Source organism: Janibacter limosus, assembly GCF_004295485.1.
GTDB lineage: Bacteria > Actinomycetota > Actinomycetes > Actinomycetales > Dermatophilaceae > Janibacter > Janibacter limosus_A.
This window is the reverse complement of sequence record NZ_CP036164.1, coordinates 2,292,645-2,312,475: the sequence shown is the minus strand read 5'-3', so window position 1 is coordinate 2,312,475 and position 19,831 is coordinate 2,292,645. Positions and strand designations below refer to the sequence as shown.

The window sequence follows — 19,831 nt, the reverse complement described above, 5'->3', positions numbered from 1 at the left end:
GGTGCGAGCATGCACTTCACCCTCGAGGAGCACACCCTCGCCAACGGGCTGCGCGTCGTCGTGCAGCCGGACCACACGACCCCGACCGTCACGGTCAACCTGTGGGTAGGTGTCGGATCGCGCCATGAGGAGCCGGGTCGCACCGGCTTCGCCCACCTCTTCGAGCACCTGATGTTCCAGGGGAGTGCCCACGTCGACAACGGCGAGCACTTCCAGGCGCTCATGGGTGTCGGCGGCCGGCTCAACGCCACGACGTGGTTCGACCGGACCAACTACTTCGAGACCATCCCCTCCGGGGCGCTGGAGCTGGCGCTCTGGCTCGAGGCCGACCGGCACGCCAACCTGCTCGCGGCGGTCAACCAGGCCAACCTCGACAACCAGCGCGATGTGGTCAAGGAGGAGAAGCGTCAGCGGTACGACAACCAGCCCTACGGCCAGGCGCTGTCGACGGTCTACGCGACGATCTTCCCCGAGGGCCACCCCTACCACCACCCGACGATCGGCTCGATGGAGGACCTCGACGCCGCATCGGTGCAGGACGTCCACGACTTCTTCACCGCGCACTACGCCCCGGACAACACGGTCATGACGATCGTCGGCGACGTGACGGCGGAGCGGGCCGTCGGCCTCGTCGAGCAGTACTTCGGGCACATCACCCACGCGGCGGCGCCACGACGGGGCCCGGTCGCCCCCCTTCCGCCCCTGGCCGAGCCGGTCCGGGTCGAGGTCCTCGACGAGGTGCCCAACGACCGCATCCATCTCGCCTTCCGCCTCCCTGCCGAAGGGGGCGACACCCGCCAGGAGTTCCTGGCCGCCTCGATGGCGCTCGACTGCCTGGGCGGGTTGAGCTTCTCCCCGCTGGAGCAGCACCTGGTCCTCGACCAGCAGGTCGCCAACAGCATCGACGTCGGGGCCATGGGCTTCGTCGACGGGGTGTCGCTGGGTCTCGTCGTCGCGGACGTCGCCGAGGGCGTCGACACCGACGCGCTCGAGGAGCAGATCTGCGCCGAGCTGACGGCCTTCGCCGACGAGGGGCCGACGCCCGAGCAGATGGAGGCGGTGCGCGCCCAGGCCGAGCGTGGCTGGCTCTCGTCCCTGGCTGCCAAGGACGAGCGCGCCGACATCATCGGCCACTACACGTGCCTCCACGACGACCCGGAGTACGTCAACACCTTCCTCGACCGACTGGGCGAGGTCACCCCCGACGACGTGCGCGCGGCGGCCCACAAGTACCTGCGGCCGCAGAGCCGGGCCGCTGTCGTCTACCGCGTCGCGCAGCAGCAGGAGGAGGTCGCATGAGCACCGTCGACGAGGCGAGCACCCCGGTGCAGCCGCGGCCCGAGGTCACCCCGCCGGGTGAGTGGAGCTTCCCCCAGCCGCGAGAGCTGGTGCTGCCCAACGGGATCCGCGCCCTCGTGCACGACGTGCCGGGCCAGTACGTCGTCTCGGTGCGGGTCACCGTGCCGGTCGCGCTGCGCCACGAGCCGCCGGCGGTCGAGGGGGTCGCCTGGATCATGGCGCGACTGCTCGACGAGGGCACCCGCACGCACGAGCAGCGGGAGCTGTCCGAGCTGCTCGAGCGACGAGGCGTCGCGATCGGTGCCGGCATGAGCGAGGCCTCCCTCGGCATGGACATGGACGTGCCGCAGCGCAACCTCGAGGCGGCGCTGGAGCTGCTCACCGAGTGCCTCAGCGAGCCGGTCTTCGCCGAGACCGAGGTCGCGCGGCTGACGCGCACCCGGCTGGCAGAGATCGAGCAGGAGCGGGCCTCGGCCGGGCGCCGGGCGCTGAAGGAGTGGGCCAAGACCTACTACGACGCGAGCAGCAGGGCGAGCCGCCCGGGCTCCGGGACGCCGGAGACGGTCGCCGCGATCACCCGCCAGGACGTCGTCGACTTCCACGCGCAGCACGTCCACCCCGAGGGGGCGACGGTGGTCGTCGCCGGTGACCTGACCGGGGTCGACGTCGACGCGCTGCTGGCCGGGTCCCTCGGCGCGTGGACCACCTCCGGGCGGACCGCCTCGGTGGAGCCGGCCCCCGCGCCGCGAGCCGCTGACGCCGCCCGCGTGGTGCTCGTCGACCGGCCGGGCTCGGTCCAGTCGGAGATCCTCATCGGCAGCCCCGGACCCGACCGGCGGGTCGACTCGGGGTGGGCTCCCTTCCCGATCCTGGGCTATGTCATCGGCGGTGCGCCCAATGCCCGCATCGACGAGGTGCTGCGCGAGGACAAGGGTTACACCTACGGCATCCGGGCGGGTTTCCGGCCGCGGCAGATCGGGTCGGCCTTCACCGTCTCGGGGTCGGTGCGTGCCGACTCGACCGTGGACTCGCTGCGGCTGCTGACCCAGATCCTCGGTGAGGTCGGCAGCGGGCTCACCGAGCAGGAGACGCGCGCCGGCGTGGACTTCATGACGCTCACCGCACCCGGGCGCTACGACACGGCCGACGCCATCGCCGACGAGACGAGCGGGCTGGCGGGCGACAACCTGCCGCTGACCTTCACCAGCGACGTCATCACCGCGATGCGTGAGCTCACTCCCGCCGACCTCGACGCCGCGTGGCGCGAGCACGTCTCGCAGGAGCGCACGATCATCGTCGTGGGCGACGCCTCGCTGTACCGGGACGAGGTCGAGGCGCTCGGCCTGGGCCCGGTCACGGTCGTCGCCAACTGAGCGACGTCAGCTGGTCACCCCGATGGTTGTGGGTTGAACCGGTAGTCCTGGGTGCCGGCCTCGCCATATAGGCCTCGCCGGCAGCTTTGGCTACCACTTCAACACACAACCCTCGGGGCGAAGGGGGGTTCTTCCCCAGATCTGCGATGGTCCTGTGCGGCGGTGCGGTTGGCCGCTGTGCTGGTCGGATGATCTATCTGAGAGACCAGTGGCAGGGGAGCGCACGCGAGCTGGCGGCGACGGTGGGCAGAGGTGATCTCGCACGTGCGGGCAGGTACTACGTCACGCCCGACACCTCGCTCGAGGTCCGGCAGGCCCTGGCGGAGGGGCTGCGCCCGACCTGTGTGACGGCGGCCAAGGAGCACGGACTGTGGGTGCCGCACGAGCACGGCCGGCACGTCTACGCACGGCGCGGGCCCGTAGGTGCCGCATGGGTCGGGCACGGGTGGCACCACGGGTGGCCGGAGAGTGATGCCATCGCGTCCCCGCGCCTGCTGCTGGAGCACGCGATCGGCTGCCTGGACCCGCTCGACGTCGGGATCCTCGCCGACTCGGCCCTGCACCTGGGCAAGGTGAGCGCTGAGGAGATCGCTGCCCTGGCCAGCGCCGCGCCGCGCCGGACAGCCCGAGTGCTCAGTCGGGTCTCGGGGCTGTCGCAGGCCGGGACCGAGAGCAAGGTGCGGCTCTTCCTCCAGCTGCACAATGTGACCATGACGCCCCAGGTCAAGATTGCTGGTGTGGGCTGGGTCGACAACTTGGCCGGGCGCCGCTGGATCATCGAGTGCGACAGCAGGGCGCACCACACCGGAGAGGACACCTACGCCAAGGACAGAGCCCGGGACCTGCGCGCGCTGGAGCTGGGGTACTTCACCTCGCGGCTGACCCACCACATGATCATGGGCAGGTGGAGCAAGACCTCGCACACCCTGCTGCAGGTCATCCGGTCCGGCCGCCACGCCGAGGATCCCGCCAGGTACGCCCTCTGACCAGTCAGGTCAGCAGGGTTGGTTGTGTGTTGAACCGGTAGTTCTGGGTGCCGGCGTCCCCCTGTAGGCCTCGCCGGCAGCTGTGGCTACCAGTTCAACACACAACCATTGCTCGGCCGGGTGCTGCTGTGCCGGCAGGTGGTGCTGTTGATGCTGGTGGGGCCTTTGTGACTGCTATGGCCGAGGGGTCAGACGCGAGAGCACCTCGTCGTGCAGCAGCCCATTGCTCGCCACGGCATTGCCACCCCACGGGCCGCGGGTGCCGTCGAGGGAGGTGAATCGGCCGCCCGCCTCCTCGACGATCGCGACGAGGGCCGCCATGTCGTAGAGCTCGAGCTCGGGCTCGGCGGCGACGTCGACGGCGCCCTCAGCCACGAGCATGTAGGACCAGAAGTCCCCGTAGGCCCGGGTGCGCCACATGTCGGAGGTCAGGTTGAGGAAGCTGCTCCCGCGTCCGCTCTCACGCCAGCCGTCGAGCGAGCTGTAGGAGAGGGAGGCGTCGGCGAGCCGGGAGACCTTGGAGACGCCGATCTGCCGGGCCTGCGAGAGCGAGCGCCCGGTCCAGGCGCCGGCGTCCTTGGCGGCCCACCAGCGGCGGCCGAGGGCGGGCGCCGCGACGAGCCCCATGACGCAGTCCTCGCCGTCGACGAGACCGATGAGCGTCGCCCAGACGGGGACGCCGCGGACGTAGTTCTTGGTCCCGTCGATCGGGTCGATGATCCAGCGACGTTGCGAGTCACCGGTGTTGCCGAACTCCTCGCCGAGGACCGCGTCGCGACCGCGGGAGCGGGACAGCTGGGCGCGGATCGCCTCCTCGCAGGAGCGGTCGGCGTCGCTGACGGGGGTCAGGTCGGGCTTGGACTCGACGACGAGGTCGTCCGCCTGGAACCGGGACATCGTGATCCGCTCGACCTGGTCGGCCAGCACGTGGGCCAGTCGCAGGTCGTCGGCATAGTGGGAGGTCGCCATCCGGTCAACGTACCTGCCCGGCCTCCGGGAGGAGGCAAGGGAGAGGTCCGGTGCCTCCGGTCCTGCTCCTCGTGGTGGGTCACGTGACCCACCACGAGGAGCAGGACGGGAGGCGCGCCAGCTAGTGGGTGTCCTCGCCCGATCGCGCCCGCAGCAGCCGGCGAAGGGAGTCCAGTCGCTGCTCTCCGCCGGTCCCGGCGTGCCCGGCAGCCACCCAGGCGTCGAGGGCGCAGTCGGGCTCGTCGTGGGTGCACCCGCGCGGGCAGCCGGCGTCGGCGCCCTCCGCCAGCTCGGGGAAGTGCCGGATGATGTGGTCGGGCTGCACGTGCGCCAGCCCGAAGGACCGGATCCCCGGGGTGTCGATGATCCACCCGGGTGCGTCCGGGTCGTCCAGGTCGATCTCACGCCCATCGATCTCGAGCCCGTCGACGGCCGGCAGCCGCAGCCCCAGAGCACTGGTCGACGTGTGGCGCCCGCGGCCGGTGACGTCGTTGACGTGGCCGGTCGCCCGGTCGGCGTCGGGGCACAGCGCGTTGACCAGCGTGGACTTGCCGACCCCGGAGTGCCCGACGAGCACGGAGACCCGCCCGGCCAGACGCCGCCGCAGCTCGGTCAGGCCCTCGCTGCCCTCGGTGAGCACCGAGGTCACCACGTGCGGCACGTTGAGCGGTGCGTACTGGGCGAGGAAGTCCTCACCGGACGCGAGGTCGGACTTCGTCAGGACGAGAAGGGGGTCCATCCCGGCGTCGTAGGCCGCCACCAGGCAGCGGTCGATGAGTCGGGGGCGCGGCTCGGGGTCGGCCAGGGCCGCGACGACCACGAGCTGGTCGGCGTTGGCGACGATCACCCGCTCGAAGGGGTCGGTGTCGTCTGCCGTGCGCCGCAGCACCGTCGCCCGCTCCTCGATCCGCACGATGCGCGCGAGCCCGTCCGGCTGCCCGGAGGTGTCGCCGACCATCGCGACCCGGTCGCCGACCACGACGGGGGAGCGGCCCAGCTCGCGGGCCCGCATCGCGATGACGACGCGCTCGGGCAGACCGTCGCCTGCCGGCACGAGGGTCGTCCAGCGACCGCGGTCGACCGCGGTCACGCGTCCGACTACCGCGTCCTCGTGCTTGGGCCGGTCCTTGGTGCGGGGACGGGTGCCTCGCCGGTTGGGCCGCACCCGCACGTCCCGCTCGTCCCAGCTGCTCGCGGCCCGGCCCATCAGCGTGCCGCGGCCTCGAGCATGGACTGCCACAGCTGGACGAACTCGGGCAGCGTCTTGACGACGGTGCCCGGGTCCTGCACGACCGTGCCCGGCGCGCGCAGCGCCATCACGGCGCCGGCCATCACCATGCGGTGGTCGGCGTAGGTGTGGAAGGTGTTGCCCCGCAAGGGTGCCGGGTCGATCTGCAGCCCGTCCTCGAGCTCGGTCACCCCGACGCCCAGACCGCCCAGCTCGCGCGAGAGCGCGGCGATCCGGTCGGTCTCGTGACCGCGGATGTGCCCGACCCCGCGGATGTACGAGCGGCCCTCGGCGCACGCCGCCAGGGCAGCCACGACGGGGGTCAGCTCGGCGGCATCGTGCAGGTCGATGTCGATCCCGCGCGGGTGCCCGTCGCCGGTCACGGTCAGCGTGCGCGAGTCGAGGGTGACCTCGGCGCCCATCTGCTCGAGCACGTCGCGGATCCGGTCGCCGGCCTGGGTGGTGTGCCCCGGCCAGTCGGGGACCGAGACCGACCCGCCGGCCACGACCGCGGCGGCGAGGAAGGGCGCGGCGTTGGACAGGTCGGGCTCGACGGTCACGTCGAGCGGCAGCAGCTCGCCCGGCTCGACCCGCCAGGTGTTGGCCTCGGAGTCGTCGACCGCGGCACCGGCGTCGCGCAGCGTCTCGACGGTCATCTCGATGTGCGGCAGCGACGGCACGGGCTTGCCCTCGTGGACGATCGTGATGCCCTCGTCGAAGCGTGACCCGACGAGCAGCAGCGCGGAGATGAACTGGGAGGACGCGGACGCGTCGACGACGACCGTGCCGCCACGCACCGAGCCCTGTCCCTGCACGACGAAGGGGAGGGTGCCCCTCCCTTCGTCCTCGATCGTCACGCCGAGGTCCCGGAGAGCATCGATGACCGCGGCCATCGGCCGCACGCGGGCGTGCTCGTCGCCGTCGAAGGGCACCGGGCCGCCGGCCAGGGCCGCGACGGGCGGGAGGAAGCGCATGACGGTCCCCGCGAGGCCGCAGTCGACGGGGCGTCCGCCGCGCAGGGTCGCGGGGGTGATCAGCCAGTCGGGGGAGCCGCCGGTGGACGTGGCGTCGTCGACGCCGGCGCCGAGCTGGCGCAGGGCCTGGGCCATCAGCTCGGTGTCCCGGGAGCGAAGGGGGCGGCGCAGCCGCGAGGTGTCCGAGGCCAGGGCGGCGAGGACGAGGTACCGGTTGGTGAGGGACTTGCTGCCCGGCAGCGTCACGGTCGCATCGAGGCGGCCGGACGCTGCCGGGGCATGCCAATCAGGGCTGGTCATCGCGGGTCAGGACACCGCGTTCTTGGCCTGGAGGGCGGCCAGCTTGGCCTCGCGGCGGGCCGTGGCGCGGGCACTGCGCGCGGTCCGCTCGACGCTCTGGCCGGCGAGCTTGGCGCGGTAGGCGACGCCGGGCTTGCCCTCGGTGTCGACGGCGGCCAGCATCAGGCCACCCATGAGGGAGATGTCCTTGATGAACTGGGTCATCTTGCCGGCCTTGGCCTGCGGGTCGGACTCGGCCCAGAAGTCGTGCGTCGCGGCCGTCGGGGCGAGCGTGCCCATGAGGACGGTGGAGGCCAGACGGGGGAACTTGCCCGTGGCGAGCAGGGCCCCACCGGCGAGCATCGCGGCGCCGTTGGCGCGCACCAGCAGCTCGGTGTCGTCGGGCAGCTGGGTCTTGGAGGCGAGCGGCTTGGTGACCTTCTCGGCGGCGGGCGCGTGGGCGCTCGGGTAGCGAAGGGCGTTGATGCCGCCCCAGATGAAGATGCCGGCCAGCATGGGGCGGGCAATGCGACGAACGATCATGACTGCTCCTTGTCGTCGTGGACGTCACCGGGAGGGCCCCGGCGGGTACGTGACTACCGTAGTCGGCTCGTCGGCCTACGCTCGAGGTGTGTGCGGACGATACGCGGCCACGGCCAACCCGGATGACCTGATCGAGGAGTTCGAGATCGACGCCGATCGGGTCGGTGACCCGGCGCGCTCGCTGCTGAAGTCACCCCAGGACCCGCCGCCGGGCACCCCGGACTACAACATGGCGCCGACCAAGCAGGCGCCGGTCGTCCTCAGCCGTGCGCCCAAGGGGGAGGGGGACCCCCTTCGCCAGCTGCGACTGCTCACGTGGGGCCTCGTGCCGTCGTGGGCCAAGGAGACCAAGGTCGGGCTGCGGATGACCAATGCCCGCGCGGAGACGGTGCTCGAGAAGTCCTCCTTCGCCAAGGCGGCAGCGAGCCGGCGCTGCCTGGTGCCGGCCGCGGGCTGGTACGAGTGGCAGGCCTCGCCGGTGGCGACCGACAGCAAGGGCAAACCGCGCAAGCAGCCCTTCTTCATCCACCGCGGCGACGACGAGCCGCTCGCCTTCGCCGGGTTGTACGAGTTCTGGCGGGACCGGGCCGTCGCCGACAACGACGACCCGCAGGCGTGGCTGACGACCTTCACGATCATCACGACGACGGCCGACCCCGGCATGGACCGCATCCACGACCGCCAGCCGCTGGTGCTCGAGCGCGAGGACTGGACGCGCTGGCTCGACCCGGGCCTGACGGACCTCGCCGAGGTGGGGGAGCTGCTCGCCTTCGCCCAGCCGGGTCGATTCGCCGCCCACCCGATCTCGACGGCGGTGGGCGCGACCCGCAACAACGGCCCGCACCTGCTCGACCCGCTGCCCGCATCTGAGCTGGTCGGCGTCGTCGACCCCGAGACAGGGGAGATCCTCGGTGGCTGACCCCCCGATCCCTGAGGAGGCGCTCCAGCGCCGTCGCCCCCCGATCCCTGAGGAGGCGCTCCAGCGCCGTCTCGAAGGGCGAAGCCTCCCGACCGCGCAGGGCCCGGCCCGCGTCCACACCACCCCGGCGAAGGGGGTGACCCGAGGCTCCCTGCTCCTCACCCACGGGGCCGGTGGCGGGGTCGACGCCAAGGACCTCGCCGCCATCGCGAAGCTGCTGCCGGAGCACGGGTGGCAGGTGGCGCTGGTGGAGATGCCGTGGCGGGTGGCGGGCAAGAAGGTGGCGCCCATGCCGCCCAAGCTCGACGCCGCGTGGCGCGAGATCGTCGCCGCGGTGCGGGGCGAGCTGGCCGAGCGGGTGGTCTTCGGTGGCCGCAGCGCGGGTGCGCGTGTGGCCTGCCGGCTCGCGGGGGAGCTGGGCGCCGACGGGGTGCTCGCGCTGTCCTTCCCGCTCGTGCCGCCGGGCAAGGGGCCGGACAAGTCCCGGATCGGCGAGCTCGTCCTCCCGGTCGAGGCCGGCCTGCCGGTGCACGTGATCCAGGGGCGCAAGGACCCCTTCGGCTCACCCGACGCAGTGCGCGAGGCGTTGCGAGGAGCTTTGGGGGACAATGCCGCTGACGTACGTGTCGACGAAGCCCCCGGCACCCACTCCTTCACCAACGGCCCCGCGGTGGCCGAGTCCGTGGCCGCGTGGGTGACGGGCCCTCCCTTCGCATCTCCTTGAGGTCGTGCGCAAGGGTTCGCATCTCCTTAAGGAAATGCGCAAGGAGTCCGCATCTCCTTGAGGTCTGCGCAAGGAGTTCGCATTTCCTTAAGGAAATGCGCAAGGGTTCGCATTTCCTTAAGGAGATGCGCACTCAGGGGGTGCGCCCCAGGGCCAGCAGGATCGCCAGCACCTCGTCGGGGTCGTTGAGGCGCTCGCCGTAGAGGTCGCGCACCTGGTTCATCCGGTAACGCACCGTCTGCGGGTGGACGTGCAGTGTCTCGGCGACCAGCTCGCGGCGCCCCTGCAGCAGCAGCCACGCGCGCAGGGTGTCGGCCAGCCGGTCCGCGGCACCGTCGGTCACCTCGTCGAAGGGAGCCAGCGCCGCCGCGCGCAGATCGGCCAGCGCCGCGGGGTCGGCCTGCAGGACGAGCTCGGGCAGCAGTGCGTCGGTGTCGACGACCCCGTCACGCAGCCCGATGCCCCGCACGGCCCGCTCGTAGGACTCGTGGGCGCGCGTCCACGGCCGGGCAGGGCCGACCGCGGCGTCGTGGCCGTCGAGCAGCGCCAGCAGCCGCTGGCGTGCGCGCCCGCCGCTGTCGGGGACGAGCAGCGTGGAGTGGGTGTCGACGGAGCCCGGCAGGTCCTCGGCGAGGCTCAGCGTGCGGGGGTCGAGGACGCCGACGGTCCGCACGAGACGGTGGCGGGGGACCATGACGGCAGTCAGGGTGCGTGGCGGGGTCCAGCGGGCGGCGGCCGCGGCGGCCTCGAGCTCGACCTCACCGACCCCGGTGAGCAGCCCGCGGGCGAGCCGGTCGAGGTGGACGATGCGCTCGCGCTCGGTGCTGCTCGTCTCCCGGTTGTGGCCGGCCACCGAGGCGGCGGACAGCTCGTCGATGTAGGTGAAGACCAGCTCGGCAAACCGCCCCAGCGTGGCGGCGTCGACGCCCACGGCGATCGCCTCGACGGACAGCTCGCGCCACGCGGCGCGCGACCCGACGCGATAGGCGGCGAGCAGCGCATCGACGGGGCGGCCGTTGCGCGCCTCGGCCTGCCCGAGGTCCCGTGCGGCGCTGACACCCACGCCGACCGGCGCGCCATCGGGCGCGGACTGCGAGGCGAGCGACACGAAGCTCTCGAGCGAGACCTGCACGGCCTTCTCGATGATCTGCCCCATCCGCCCCTGGAAGGGGACGTCGTAGGCCGGGACCTGCTCCATCACCTCGGCCATGACGACCTTGGCCACCCTCGGCAGGTGAGCGCGAAGGGCGTCGACCGTCGCCTCGTCGAGGGCGAGGTCCGCGGCGTGCTGCGCGGTCCGACCGTCTTTGTCCGACAAGGGAATTCCTTCTTCAGCAGGGATGAATTCTCGAAGGACTGCAGGGGAGTGAGTGCCAGGCCACACCGCCTCTTTGTCTCGAGCGAACAATTCTTCAGGTCAAACACTACTCGCACGAGACACAACCATCGCCTTGTTGAGGCGAGAGGATGGAGTCATGACAACCTTTGCGAATCGAGACGCGGTCCGGACCCAGCCTCTGCTGAAGGTCCGCGACACCGCTGTCCGCATCGCCCGTGGCCTGGCCACCCCCGTCGTCCCCGACGAGTACCTCGACCTCATCGCCCCCCTTCGCGCCGGCGCCGACCTGCGCGGCCGCATCGTCTCCGTCATCCCCGAGACCCGCGACGCCGCCACGATAACCATCCGCGCAGGTCGGGACTGGCAGGGCCACGCGGCCGGCCAGTACATCCGGATCGGCGTCGACGTCGACGGCCGCCGCCTGTGGCGCGCCTACTCCCTGACCTCCGACACGAGCGCCCGCGACGGTCTGATCTCAATCACCGTCAAGGCGATGCCCGACGGTCTGGTCTCCCGGCACCTCGTGCACCACACGCGGCCGGGCACGATCGTCCAGCTCGACCAGGCGACCGGCGACTTCATGCTCCCGCAGAGCGTCCCGCCCAAGGTCCTCTTCCTCACCGGTGGCTCCGGCATCACGCCGGTCATGGGGATGATGCGCAACCACGACTTCGACGGGCTCGACGTCGTCCACGCGCACTCCGCGCCGACGGCCGACGACGTGATCTTCGCCAAGGAGCTGGCCAACCCCGCTCCCGGGGTGCGCGTGATGGTGCGCCACACCGACGACGAGGGCATGTTCACCCCCGACCAGCTCGACGAGCTCGTCCCCGACTGGCGCGACCGCGAGACCTGGATCTGCGGGCCGACCCCCATGCTCGACGCCTTCGAGCAGCACTACGAGGCGGCTGGCCACACCGACCTGCTGCACGTGGAGCGCTTCCGGCCCACCATCGTCGAGGCCGGCGAAGGGGGGACCGCCTCCCTTCGTGTCGGGGCGGAGACCAAGACCCTCGAGCTCGACGGCGCCACCACCATCCTCGACGCCGCCGAGGACGCCGGCGTCCTCATGCCGAGCGGGTGCCGGATGGGCATCTGCTTCAGCTGCGTCCTGCCCATGACCGACGGAGCCGTGCGCGACCTGCGCACCGGCGACGTCACCTCGACAACTCCCGACGACCCGGCGGTCAAGGTGCAGACCTGCATCTCCGCCGTCGCCGGTTCCTGCACCATCGAGACCAAGGAGAAGTGACCATGACTGCCACTCTCGAGCGCACGACGGACGCCCGCATCACCGGCGGCATGTCCGATGTCATCCACACCCACGTCAATCTCACCGAGTCGCCGATCTCGCACCTCACCCCGGAGCGGATCGAGGAGCTCGGTCGCGAGCTCGACGGGATCCGCGCGTCCGTCATGGACTCGCTGGGCGAGGCCGATGCCCGCTACATCCGCCGCGTGATCAAGGCGCAGCGCTACCTGGAGATCGGTGGCCGCGCCGCCCTGTTCTTCTCCGGCAACCCGATCGCCTGGGTGGCCGGCACGGCCGCGCTGAGCGCGTCCAAGATCCTGGACAACATGGAGGTCGGGCACAACATCATCCACGGCCAGTGGGACTGGATGCGCGACCCGAGCATCCACTCCTCCACGTGGGAGTGGGACAACGTCACCCCGGCGGACCACTGGAAGAGCAGCCACAACCAGGTGCACCACACGTACACCAACGTCGTCGGCCACGACAACGACCTGGGCTACGGCATCATGCGTGTCGACGACGCGCAGAAGTGGTACCCGGGCTACCTGATCCAGCCGATCACGCAGTTCATCAATGCCACGCTCTTCGAGTACGGCATCGCCGCGTACGACCTCGAGCTCGGCAAGAACTGGAAGACCCGCAAGGACAACCCGGAGTGGATGTTCGAGGCGAAGAAGGTCGTCAACAAGATCAAGAAGCAGGCCGGCAAGGACTACCTGCTCTTCCCGCTGCTGTCGGGGCCGAACTTCCTGTCGACCCTCGGCGCCAATGTCGTGGCCAACCTCGTGCGCAACTACTGGACGCACTCGGTCATCATGTGCGGCCACTTCCCGGCGGGCGTGAAGACCTTCAGCAAGAACTCGATCGACGGTGAGACCCGCGGCGAGTGGTACCTGCGCCAGATGCTCGGCTCGGCCAACATCACCGGCTCGACGCCGATGCACATCGCCACCGGTCACCTGAGCTATCAGATCGAGCACCACCTCTTCCCCGACATGCCCAGCCGTCGCTACCCGGAGATCGCCCCGCGCATCCAGGCGCTCTTCGCCGAGTACGGCCTGGAGTACGTCTCCGGATCGCTGCCCAAGCAGGTCGGCTCCGCGTGGAGCGAGATCATCCGCCTGTCCCTGCCCAACGACACCTCGCTCACCCAGGCGATCGGCATCCTGCGCACGTCCGGCATGAAGGGCCTGAAGGCCCGCGCCCGCAAGACCCGCTTCCAGCTCGCCAACGCTGGCTGAGGAGCTTGCGCAGCAAGCGTCTCGAAGCCAGACGGCAGCACCAGACGGCAGCAAGCGTCTCGAAGCCAGACGCAAGAGACCCCCTTCGATCGCGAAGGGGGTCTCTTGCGTGACGGGCGCGGCCTCCTGGCTGATATCATTCATCTGATATCGAAGGGGTGGTCGCCATGGAGCAGATCCTGATCCGCAAGCTTCCCGCAGGGACCAAGGCAGCGCTGAAGAGTCGCGCCGAGCAGCATCACCGCTCGACCGAGGCCGAGGCGCGGGCGATCTTGGCCGAGGCGCTGGGGGGAGTTCGCCTGACGCTCGCCGATCTGCTGGCGAGCGAGGAAGGTCTCGACATCGAGTTCGAGCCCGAGCGGCTTGGGCTGGCCGCCCGGACCCCTGAGCTGTGACCCAGTTCGTCCTGGACACCAACGTGGTTACCGCGCTTCGGCTGCGGGGGCGCAACCCGGCTGTCGAAGCATGGTCGGCCACCGTGTCCGTCGCCGACCAGTTCGTCACCGCGTTGACCATGAGCGAGATCGAACGCGGGATCGTCGCCAAGGAGCGGTCGGACCCGGCTCAGGGTGAGGTGCTGCGCCGCTGGTTCGAGCGTCAGGTGTTGCCGGCCTTCTCCGGCCGGGTGCTGTCCTTCGACCTGCCGGCCGCGCGGGTGCTGGCCACGTACCGAGTCCCTGAGCACGCTCCCTTCGACGACGCACTGATTGCCGCGGTGGCCGAGGCCTCGGGCATGACGGTGGTGTCCCGCAACATCCGGCACTTCGAGCCGCTGGGAGTTGCCTGCCTCGACCCGTGGACGGCGTCAGAGCGTCCCTGACGTATGCCCGGGCACGTTCCTCGAGGTACGAAGGGGGGTTCCCCTCACGCGGGATAGCCCTGCGGGTTGGCCGACTGCGAGCGTCATCTGGCCGAGGCTAGGGTTTCGGCATGGTGGGTCGCGTCCTCAAGGTCTTGCAGTCCCGGTGGGACTACGTCCGATTCATCTACGGTCGTAACTCGCGCGTCGCATGGGAGCTGGTGGCCGTGCTCGTCGCGTTGCTCGGGCTGAGCCTTCCTGCGCTCCTCCCGGGTCCCGTGGTGGCGGGTGTCAACGGACTCGGCCTGGTCATCGCGACTGTCTCCGCGTTCATCGGCGCCGCCGTGACCTTCCGAAGTTGGCGTGCCGTGACCCTCGTCCCGTACGAGCCCGAGCCCGTGGCCGGCGTCGAGTGGACGGACACGGGGTGGCATGCGCGCGACGCGGTTGCCTCCCACAACGGGATCGCGACGCGACTGTGGGGGAGCACTGAGGTTGATCAGGTGCTGTGGGGCAGGAGTGTCGCAGAGCCGGTGGGCGGGGAGGGTGACGCGGATGCTGTGATCACCCCGGCGCGGCTGGAGACCAGCGCATATCAGCTGCCCGGCACTCTGCAGGAGGTGGCCGCGGCGGCGCTCCGGCACACAGGGCGCAACTGGAAGCGCACCCTTCGCCTGCCGATTCGTTTCAACGGGCAATGCCTCGGCCTGGGAGTGGAGCCCACCGCCCAGCTGCTCACTGACGGACACCTGGCCTTTGTCCCCACCCGCTACTTCGACGGTGAGTGCAGCAACGAGCTGTGGGGCTTTCGCATCCATCGACGCGACGAGAGACAGTCGATCCAGCCGCGGGATCTCGCTGTCGATCGTGCCGGTCGCGCGCTGAGCCTCGACCAGTCGCGGGCTGCCAACATCGTCGGCATCTCGCTCTTCGCGGTGACTCGCGATGACAAGGTGATGCTCATCCAGCAGACCCAGGGCAACTCGGTCGCTCCGGGAGCGCTCGCGTCCAGCAGCTCAGGTTCGCTCGACCTCGCCGACTTCCCGCAAGGCCCGCGACGCCCCTGGTGGAGCTCTTGGTGGGGCGCGTCCCGTGGTCAGGGCGACGGGGATGTCAATGGTGTGCGGGTCCTGCTGACGGGGATGCTGCGCGAGCTGCACGAGGAGTGCCTCGTGCGGCCGGGACGGCGGACGGATGGTTCGCCCGACTACTTCGCCGGTGAGGTGCGCGGAGAGACCGCTCGGGTGACGGGGTACTGGCGGTGGGAGTCGCGGTCCATGAAGCCCGAGTTCTCCGGCCTCGTGAAGGTGGACGTCGACGCTGGCACGCTCACATCCCGGACGCATCGGGGCGGTGAGACCACGTTCACCGAACGCCTCGTCGCGGTCGACGCCGACGTCTTGGTGAGGGCTGCAGATCTGAAAGCCAACACCTCCACCGGGTGGGAACGACGGGCGATCAACCTGCTGAGAGAGGGCGTGGTCCACACCCAGTCAGCTGATACCAATGCCGTCGAAGCCACCACGCCCGAGCAGGTCGAAGCGGTCGAGATGAGCCCCAGCTGTGAGCAGGCGTGGGTGCACGCCGTGCGCTTTGTGTCGCAGAACCCCGACTGGTTGTCAGTCTCTGACGAGCTCAGCCCTCGGTGATGTGCCGCACCTGCGTGACCTCGGACCACGAGCCGTCGTCGCAGATCGTCGTGATGCGCTGCATGATCGTCGCCCGCAGCCGCGGGGGAGCGGGCTCGCACGCGCAGGAGCGCTGCACGATCTGGCGCAGCACCTGGTCGATGTCGCGCTCGGCGAGGCAGGGGGCGCAGCCGGACAGGTGCTCGCGGAGCGCCTGCGTATCCTCGGGCGTCATCTCGCCGTCGACGTACTCCATCATCCGATAGAGGGCCTGCGAGCAGTCCATGTTGGCGTCGTCGTGGCTCATGCCTTGCTCTCCTTGGCGGCGGCCACGCCACGGTCGGCGGCATAGTCGGTGAGCATCTCGCGCAGCTGACGTCGGCCGCGGTGCAGACGGGACATCACGGTCCCGATGGGCGTGCCCATGATCTCCGCGATCTCCTTGTAGGCGAAGCCCTCGACGTCAGCGAGGTAGACCGCCATGCGGAAGTCCTCGGGCAGCTCCTGCAGCGCCCGCTTGACCTGCGAGTCGGGCATCCGGTCGAGCGCCTCGACCTCGGCGGAGCGCAGCCCCTTGGAGGTGTGCTGCTCGGCCTTGTGCAGCTGGTAGTCCTCGACCTCGGGGGAGTCGGACTGCTTGGGCTCGCGCTGCTTCTTGCGGTAGGTGTTGATGTACGTGTTGGTCAGGATGCGGTACATCCACGCCTTTAGGTTGGTCCCCGGCCGGTACTGGTGGAACGCGGCGAAGGCCTTGGCGTAGGTCTCCTGGACGAGGTCCTCGGCGTCCGTCGGGTTGCGCGTCGTGCGCATCGCGGCGGAGTAGAGCTGGTCGAGCAGCGGCATGGCCTCGCGCTCGAAGCGCGCGCGTCGCTGCTCGGTGGTCTCGTGGGCGACGTCGACGGCAGCGTCGGCCGCAGCCTGGGCAGCCGTCTCGTCGGTCGTGGGATCAGTCATCGCACTCCACCCTAGCGGGGTGGCCGTGCGCTCTCCGGCGTGCAGTACGAGCACCTGGACTCCTGAACGTGGTCGTGGCTCTTCGCGTGGTTCAACGGCGAAGGGGGGGCGCCTCATTCCCGTCGTGTGGTCCGGGCCGGGGACCGGCCGAGTCGTCGGTGTCCGTCTTCGGGCATGACGAAGGGGGTCGCTCCGGTGACCGGATGCGACCCCCTGCGTGGGTGGTGCCAGCTCAGGCGTTGGGCTTCTTGCCGTGGTTGGCGGACTTGCCCTTGCGGGAGCGACGCTTGCGGGCGCGCTTGCTCATGGTGACTCCTTGCGTACGGGCTCTCCCACCGTGCGCAGGAGATGTAACAACGAGGCATTCTGTCACGAGTCCACGGATTGCCCTCGCGCTGGGGGTGGGTCCCGGGTCAGATCAATGGCATCATAGGAACGTGAAGAAGATCATGGCCCTTGTGGGCGCGACGACCTTGGCACTGACCCTGTCGGGTCCTCTCACGCCCCAGGGCGGTGCCGACTGGGCGGCGCAGCAGAGGAGCGGCGCCGACTGGGCACTGCCCTTTGGCCTCAGCCTCGACTTGGGCACGATGCATCCGGCTGGAGCCGACTGGGCTGCACTCCAGGATGATGGCGCCGACTGGGCGTTGCCCTTCGGTCTCAGCTTCGACTGGCGCACCATGCGTCCGGCCGGTGCCGACTGGGCCACTTCCACAGATGACGGTGCCGACTGGGCCGCTTCTCAAGATGATGGTGCCGACTGGGCCGCCCCGGTAGCTACCGGGTCAAGCGCACTCGGCAACGCCTGAGCATCGAGCACGACGACCCTCCTCGGAGGGTGCCTGGCCTGGCGAGGGCGACGCGCGACTACGTCGTGTCGATCGCTGCCCTCGCCATCTTGGGTTTGATCGTTGCGTGGCTGTCCGCTGGACCACCCCAGCAGTTGAGCTGGTTCATCGCGATGGTCGTCGTTGCTGGGATCGCAGCCGTCGGAAGACCCCAAGCGATCGGTGCGGTCCAGATCTCGGTCTCCGGCATCGTGCAGATCGCCTCCATCCCGCTCCTTGGTCCGTTCGGCGCCGCGCTGGTTGCAGGACTGCCGGTATTGCTGGACCGCAATGAGCCCGTGAAGCGGTGGTTCAACGTGAGCCAACGTGTCTGTTACGTGCTGGCGGGAGCCGCGGGCTACTGGCTCGTCGGCGGGACTACTGTCACCACGGCGCGGGAAGGTGTGCAGCCGGTTCTGCTGGCAGTGCAGATCACGACGGCGTCCGTGAGCGCCGGTCTCGTCAACGCGGTGCTCCTCGCTGGCGTGATCCAGCTGAGCTCTGCGGGTTCGATGCGCGCGATCTTCACCGATGTCGTTCGTCAGATCTCATCCCCCTACGCGAGCTACGCGCTCGCGGCATACCTGTTGGTCCTGCTCTGGGCCCCTGCTGGGCTGGGCTGGGTCTCGGCCGTGCTCTTCCTCCCCTCGATCCTCGTCATCCAGTGGGGCCTGCACACCCACTCCTCGGAGTGGGCGATCCGTCACGAGGTGCTCAACCCCTTCGTCGTGGCACTCGACCTGCGGCAGCCCGGGGCCGCGGAGGAGGCTCGCCTCGTCGGTGGCGCGGCCACCGCGATCGCCACCGGCGTCGGCCTGACGCCCGTCGCCGTCGACGAGGTGACGACGGCCGCGCGCCTGCGCGACGTGGGCAACCTTGCCCTCCAGGGCGCGCCGGAGGCGATCGTGCGCCGCGACCACGCTGCAGCCGCTCAGCGGGTCCTCGGCTCGGTGGAGTTCTTGGACGGACCGATGTCGTTGATCGCGGCCCACCACGAGAGGGTCGACGGCCAGGGCCGTCCGCAGGGCTTGATCGGCGAGGACATCCCGATCGGCGCACGCGTCGTCGCGGTTGCGGACACGTGGGGCGATGCCGTCGCCAGCGGTCTGCCGCCCGACAGGGCAGTGAGGCACTGCGAGGCGCTGGTCGGCAAGAGCCTCGACGCGTCGTGCGTCGCAGCGCTGAGGCGAGCCCTGGAGCTGGACCAGCTGCCCCGGGTGACGGCCCGATGATCTCCTGGCTCCGACGGCGCCCGGGTCTGCTCCTCTTCGTCGTGGCCGTGCTCATCGGCTCCATCGCTGCAGTGCGTGGCGAGATCACGCCCGGCATGGTCACGCCACTGACGGTTGCCGCCGTCCTGGCCATCATCATCGGCGAGCAGCTGCCCGTGAGGATCTCTCGGCGAGTCATCGCACCGTTGACGACGGCGCCCGCACTGGGGCTGATCCTCATGCCGCTGGCGGAGTGGGGGGAGAGGCCGACCGCGTCGACCGTCCTTGCCGTCGTCTGGCTGAGCATCCTGCTCGGAGGGTTGATCGCGCGGATCCTCGGACGGTCCGTCGTCGAGGGCTCGCTGGGCTCACGATTCATCGGGATGGCGGTGGCCTGCCTGTGCGCGCGAGGGGTGAGCGTCGACGGCAGCACCCTCGTCGACTGGGCCTTCGCCGCGGACACGCATCGTGGCCTGGGAGCGATGGGTCTGCTCGCAGCAGCCGCCGCCGGTGGAGTCGTCGAGCGTGTCCTGGACAGTGCCGTCGCGTGGTGGGTCGAGGGGCATTCCCTCGCCCGCATCCTCGGCTCCGAGATCGGGCCGGTCGCCGGTGTCTCGGCGGCGACGGTCACGACGGGCCCCCTCATCGCCCTGGCCAGCCGGATCGTCGACTGGGCTGCCATCCCCCTCTTCACCATCCCGGTGCTCCTCAGCTATGTGGCGGTCCACCGCGTCGTGACCATCCGCCAGTCGCTCGACGAGTCCCTCCAGGCGCTGTCCCGACTGACCGAGGTCACCGAGCTCACGCGCGTGGGGCACGTGCGGCGTGTCGTCGAGATCGCGTGTCTGATCGGGCAGGAGCTCAACCTCGACGCAGTGGGTCTCCACGAGGTCGAGCGCACGGCGATGCTCCACGACATCGGGCAGCTCGGACTGACCGAGCCCCTGCGCGGGGGCGCCACGATCTACGCGAGTGCCGCCGAGGTCGAAGAGATGGCGTCGGCCGCACGGAGGGTCATCGCCGGCGCCCCGCAGCTGGCCTCGGTGGCGCCACTCGTCGCGCACGTCGGCACCCCCTTCCGCCGCACTCGCGAGTTCGGCGAGCACATCCCCCTTCCCTCCCGCATCGTGCGTGTCGCCAACGCGTGGGACGACATCACCGAGGGGGCCCGCTCGCCGTGGGCCCGGGGCGTTGCGCTGGAGCGGCTGCACCTCGGGCTGGGCTACGACTACGACCCAGAGGTCGTGTCCGCGCTCGAGCGCGCGCTGGAGTCGCGGCGATAG

At 70.4% G+C, this 19,831-nt stretch carries 21 protein-coding genes; 13 read left to right on the top strand and 8 right to left on the bottom strand.

All coding sequences use genetic code 11. The features are described 5' to 3' along the window. Positions 1-9 precede the first annotated feature (9 nt). The 3 genes from EXU32_RS10970 to EXU32_RS10960 all read left to right on the top strand — a co-directional run bounded on the left by EXU32_RS10970 (position 10) and on the right by EXU32_RS10960 (position 3,658). Positions 10-1,299, top strand: a complete 1,290-nt coding sequence (locus tag EXU32_RS10970) for a M16 family metallopeptidase (RefSeq protein WP_130629940.1) — start codon at positions 10-12, stop codon at positions 1,297-1,299. Next, a complete protein-coding gene (locus tag EXU32_RS10965; protein ID WP_130629939.1) occupies positions 1,296-2,672 on the top strand; it encodes a M16 family metallopeptidase in 1,377 nt (458 codons plus the stop codon). Before EXU32_RS10970 ends, EXU32_RS10965 begins: the two co-directional genes overlap by 4 nt. Positions 2,673-2,860: 188 nt before the next feature. After that, the gene (locus tag EXU32_RS10960; protein WP_130629938.1) at positions 2,861-3,658 is read left to right on the top strand and encodes a hypothetical protein; all 798 of its coding nucleotides are present in this window, start codon (positions 2,861-2,863) and stop codon (positions 3,656-3,658) included. 174 nt (positions 3,659-3,832) lie between these two features. On the opposite strand, the gene hisN is transcribed toward EXU32_RS10960, so the two are convergent. The 4 genes from hisN to EXU32_RS10940 form a co-directional block, all read right to left on the bottom strand. Continuing rightward, positions 3,833-4,627 (bottom strand): histidinol-phosphatase, encoded by a 795-nt coding sequence (hisN, locus tag EXU32_RS10955; protein WP_130629937.1) that lies wholly within the window; start codon positions 4,625-4,627, stop codon positions 3,833-3,835. 121 nt (positions 4,628-4,748) lie between these two features. Then, entirely contained in the window at positions 4,749-5,834 is a 1,086-nt protein-coding gene (rsgA, locus tag EXU32_RS10950; protein ID WP_130631163.1) for a ribosome small subunit-dependent GTPase A, read from the bottom strand. Next, positions 5,834-7,129: a 3-phosphoshikimate 1-carboxyvinyltransferase gene (gene aroA, locus EXU32_RS10945; protein ID WP_130629936.1), complete on the bottom strand. Its 1,296-nt coding sequence runs from the start codon at positions 7,127-7,129 to the stop codon at positions 5,834-5,836. Before aroA ends, rsgA begins: the two co-directional genes overlap by 1 nt. A gap of 6 nt (positions 7,130-7,135) precedes the next feature. Further along, entirely contained in the window at positions 7,136-7,651 is a 516-nt protein-coding gene (locus EXU32_RS10940) for a DoxX family protein (protein WP_130629935.1), read from the bottom strand. Between the two features lie 88 nt (positions 7,652-7,739). Here EXU32_RS10940 and EXU32_RS10935 point away from each other — a divergent pair, with 88 nt between their 5' ends. Beyond that, the gene (locus EXU32_RS10935) at positions 7,740-8,570 is read left to right on the top strand and encodes an SOS response-associated peptidase (protein ID WP_130629934.1); all 831 of its coding nucleotides are present in this window, start codon (positions 7,740-7,742) and stop codon (positions 8,568-8,570) included. After that, complete coding sequence (locus EXU32_RS10930) at positions 8,563-9,294, top strand: alpha/beta hydrolase family protein (protein ID WP_130629933.1); 732 nt, start codon at positions 8,563-8,565, stop codon at positions 9,292-9,294. Before EXU32_RS10935 ends, EXU32_RS10930 begins: the two co-directional genes overlap by 8 nt. A gap of 133 nt (positions 9,295-9,427) precedes the next feature. Here the strand turns inward: EXU32_RS10930 and EXU32_RS10925 are convergent, their stop codons facing one another. Then, positions 9,428-10,612: a helix-turn-helix domain-containing protein gene (locus EXU32_RS10925; RefSeq protein WP_207233778.1), complete on the bottom strand. Its 1,185-nt coding sequence runs from the start codon at positions 10,610-10,612 to the stop codon at positions 9,428-9,430. Positions 10,613-10,769: 157 nt separating this feature from the next. Here EXU32_RS10925 and EXU32_RS10920 point away from each other — a divergent pair, with 157 nt between their 5' ends. The 5 genes from EXU32_RS10920 (at position 10,770) to EXU32_RS10900 (ending at position 15,577) form a co-directional block, all read left to right on the top strand. Further along, positions 10,770-11,885 (top strand): ferredoxin reductase, encoded by a 1,116-nt coding sequence (locus tag EXU32_RS10920; RefSeq protein ID WP_130629932.1) that lies wholly within the window; start codon positions 10,770-10,772, stop codon positions 11,883-11,885. A 2-nt stretch (positions 11,886-11,887) separates the two neighbouring features. Next, entirely contained in the window at positions 11,888-13,129 is a 1,242-nt protein-coding gene (locus tag EXU32_RS10915) for a fatty acid desaturase family protein (protein WP_130629931.1), read from the top strand. A gap of 167 nt (positions 13,130-13,296) precedes the next feature. Next, positions 13,297-13,524, top strand: coding sequence for a FitA-like ribbon-helix-helix domain-containing protein (locus tag EXU32_RS10910; protein WP_130629930.1), 228 nt, complete (start codon positions 13,297-13,299; stop codon positions 13,522-13,524). Continuing rightward, the gene (locus tag EXU32_RS10905; RefSeq protein ID WP_130629929.1) at positions 13,521-13,949 is read left to right on the top strand and encodes a type II toxin-antitoxin system VapC family toxin; all 429 of its coding nucleotides are present in this window, start codon (positions 13,521-13,523) and stop codon (positions 13,947-13,949) included. The genes EXU32_RS10910 and EXU32_RS10905 overlap by 4 nt, the downstream gene beginning before the upstream one ends. 377 nt (positions 13,950-14,326) lie before the next feature. After that, positions 14,327-15,577, top strand: coding sequence for a hypothetical protein (locus EXU32_RS10900; RefSeq protein WP_130629928.1), 1,251 nt, complete (start codon positions 14,327-14,329; stop codon positions 15,575-15,577). On the opposite strand, the gene rsrA is transcribed toward EXU32_RS10900, so the two are convergent. The 3 genes from rsrA to EXU32_RS17695 all read right to left on the bottom strand — a co-directional run bounded on the left by rsrA (position 15,564) and on the right by EXU32_RS17695 (position 16,817). Then, the gene (rsrA, locus tag EXU32_RS10895; RefSeq protein WP_130629927.1) at positions 15,564-15,863 is read right to left on the bottom strand and encodes a mycothiol system anti-sigma-R factor; all 300 of its coding nucleotides are present in this window, start codon (positions 15,861-15,863) and stop codon (positions 15,564-15,566) included. The genes EXU32_RS10900 and rsrA overlap by 14 nt on opposite strands. Next, complete coding sequence (locus EXU32_RS10890) at positions 15,860-16,510, bottom strand: sigma-70 family RNA polymerase sigma factor (RefSeq protein WP_130629926.1); 651 nt, start codon at positions 16,508-16,510, stop codon at positions 15,860-15,862. Before EXU32_RS10890 ends, rsrA begins: the two co-directional genes overlap by 4 nt. Positions 16,511-16,742: 232 nt before the next feature. Further along, positions 16,743-16,817, bottom strand: coding sequence for a 50S ribosomal protein bL37 (locus EXU32_RS17695; protein WP_370639715.1), 75 nt, complete (start codon positions 16,815-16,817; stop codon positions 16,743-16,745). Between the two features lie 130 nt (positions 16,818-16,947). Between EXU32_RS17695 and EXU32_RS10885 the strand changes: the two genes are divergently transcribed. The 3 genes from EXU32_RS10885 (at position 16,948) to EXU32_RS10875 (ending at position 19,831) form a co-directional block, all read left to right on the top strand. Then, positions 16,948-17,319, top strand: a complete 372-nt coding sequence (locus EXU32_RS10885) for a hypothetical protein (RefSeq protein WP_130629925.1) — start codon at positions 16,948-16,950, stop codon at positions 17,317-17,319. Positions 17,320-17,408: 89 nt separating this feature from the next. Next, positions 17,409-18,569, top strand: coding sequence for an HD-GYP domain-containing protein (locus tag EXU32_RS10880; RefSeq protein ID WP_130629924.1), 1,161 nt, complete (start codon positions 17,409-17,411; stop codon positions 18,567-18,569). After that, complete coding sequence (locus EXU32_RS10875; protein WP_130629923.1) at positions 18,566-19,831, top strand: HD-GYP domain-containing protein; 1,266 nt, start codon at positions 18,566-18,568, stop codon at positions 19,829-19,831. The genes EXU32_RS10880 and EXU32_RS10875 overlap by 4 nt, the downstream gene beginning before the upstream one ends.

Excerpts from the sequence above, each read along its gene's own strand:
- rsrA (WP_130629927.1), bottom strand. The coding sequence starts at position 15,863 with ATGAGCCACGACGACGCCAACATGGACTGCTCGCAGGCCCTCTATCGG.
- EXU32_RS10910 (WP_130629930.1), top strand. The coding sequence starts at position 13,297 with ATGGAGCAGATCCTGATCCGCAAGCTTCCCGCAGGGACCAAGGCAGCG.
- aroA (WP_130629936.1), bottom strand. The coding sequence starts at position 7,129 with ATGACCAGCCCTGATTGGCATGCCCCGGCAGCGTCCGGCCGCCTCGAT.
- rsgA (WP_130631163.1), bottom strand. The coding sequence starts at position 5,834 with ATGGGCCGGGCCGCGAGCAGCTGGGACGAGCGGGACGTGCGGGTGCGG.
- EXU32_RS10940 (WP_130629935.1), bottom strand. The coding sequence starts at position 7,651 with ATGATCGTTCGTCGCATTGCCCGCCCCATGCTGGCCGGCATCTTCATC.
- EXU32_RS10960 (WP_130629938.1), top strand. The coding sequence starts at position 2,861 with ATGATCTATCTGAGAGACCAGTGGCAGGGGAGCGCACGCGAGCTGGCG.
- EXU32_RS10875 (WP_130629923.1), top strand. The coding sequence starts at position 18,566 with ATGATCTCCTGGCTCCGACGGCGCCCGGGTCTGCTCCTCTTCGTCGTG.
- EXU32_RS10915 (WP_130629931.1), top strand. The coding sequence starts at position 11,888 with ATGACTGCCACTCTCGAGCGCACGACGGACGCCCGCATCACCGGCGGC.
- EXU32_RS10890 (WP_130629926.1), bottom strand. The coding sequence starts at position 16,510 with ATGACTGATCCCACGACCGACGAGACGGCTGCCCAGGCTGCGGCCGAC.
- EXU32_RS10965 (WP_130629939.1), top strand. The coding sequence starts at position 1,296 with ATGAGCACCGTCGACGAGGCGAGCACCCCGGTGCAGCCGCGGCCCGAG.
- hisN (WP_130629937.1), bottom strand. The coding sequence starts at position 4,627 with ATGGCGACCTCCCACTATGCCGACGACCTGCGACTGGCCCACGTGCTG.
- EXU32_RS10920 (WP_130629932.1), top strand. The coding sequence starts at position 10,770 with ATGACAACCTTTGCGAATCGAGACGCGGTCCGGACCCAGCCTCTGCTG.
- EXU32_RS10970 (WP_130629940.1), top strand. The coding sequence starts at position 10 with ATGCACTTCACCCTCGAGGAGCACACCCTCGCCAACGGGCTGCGCGTC.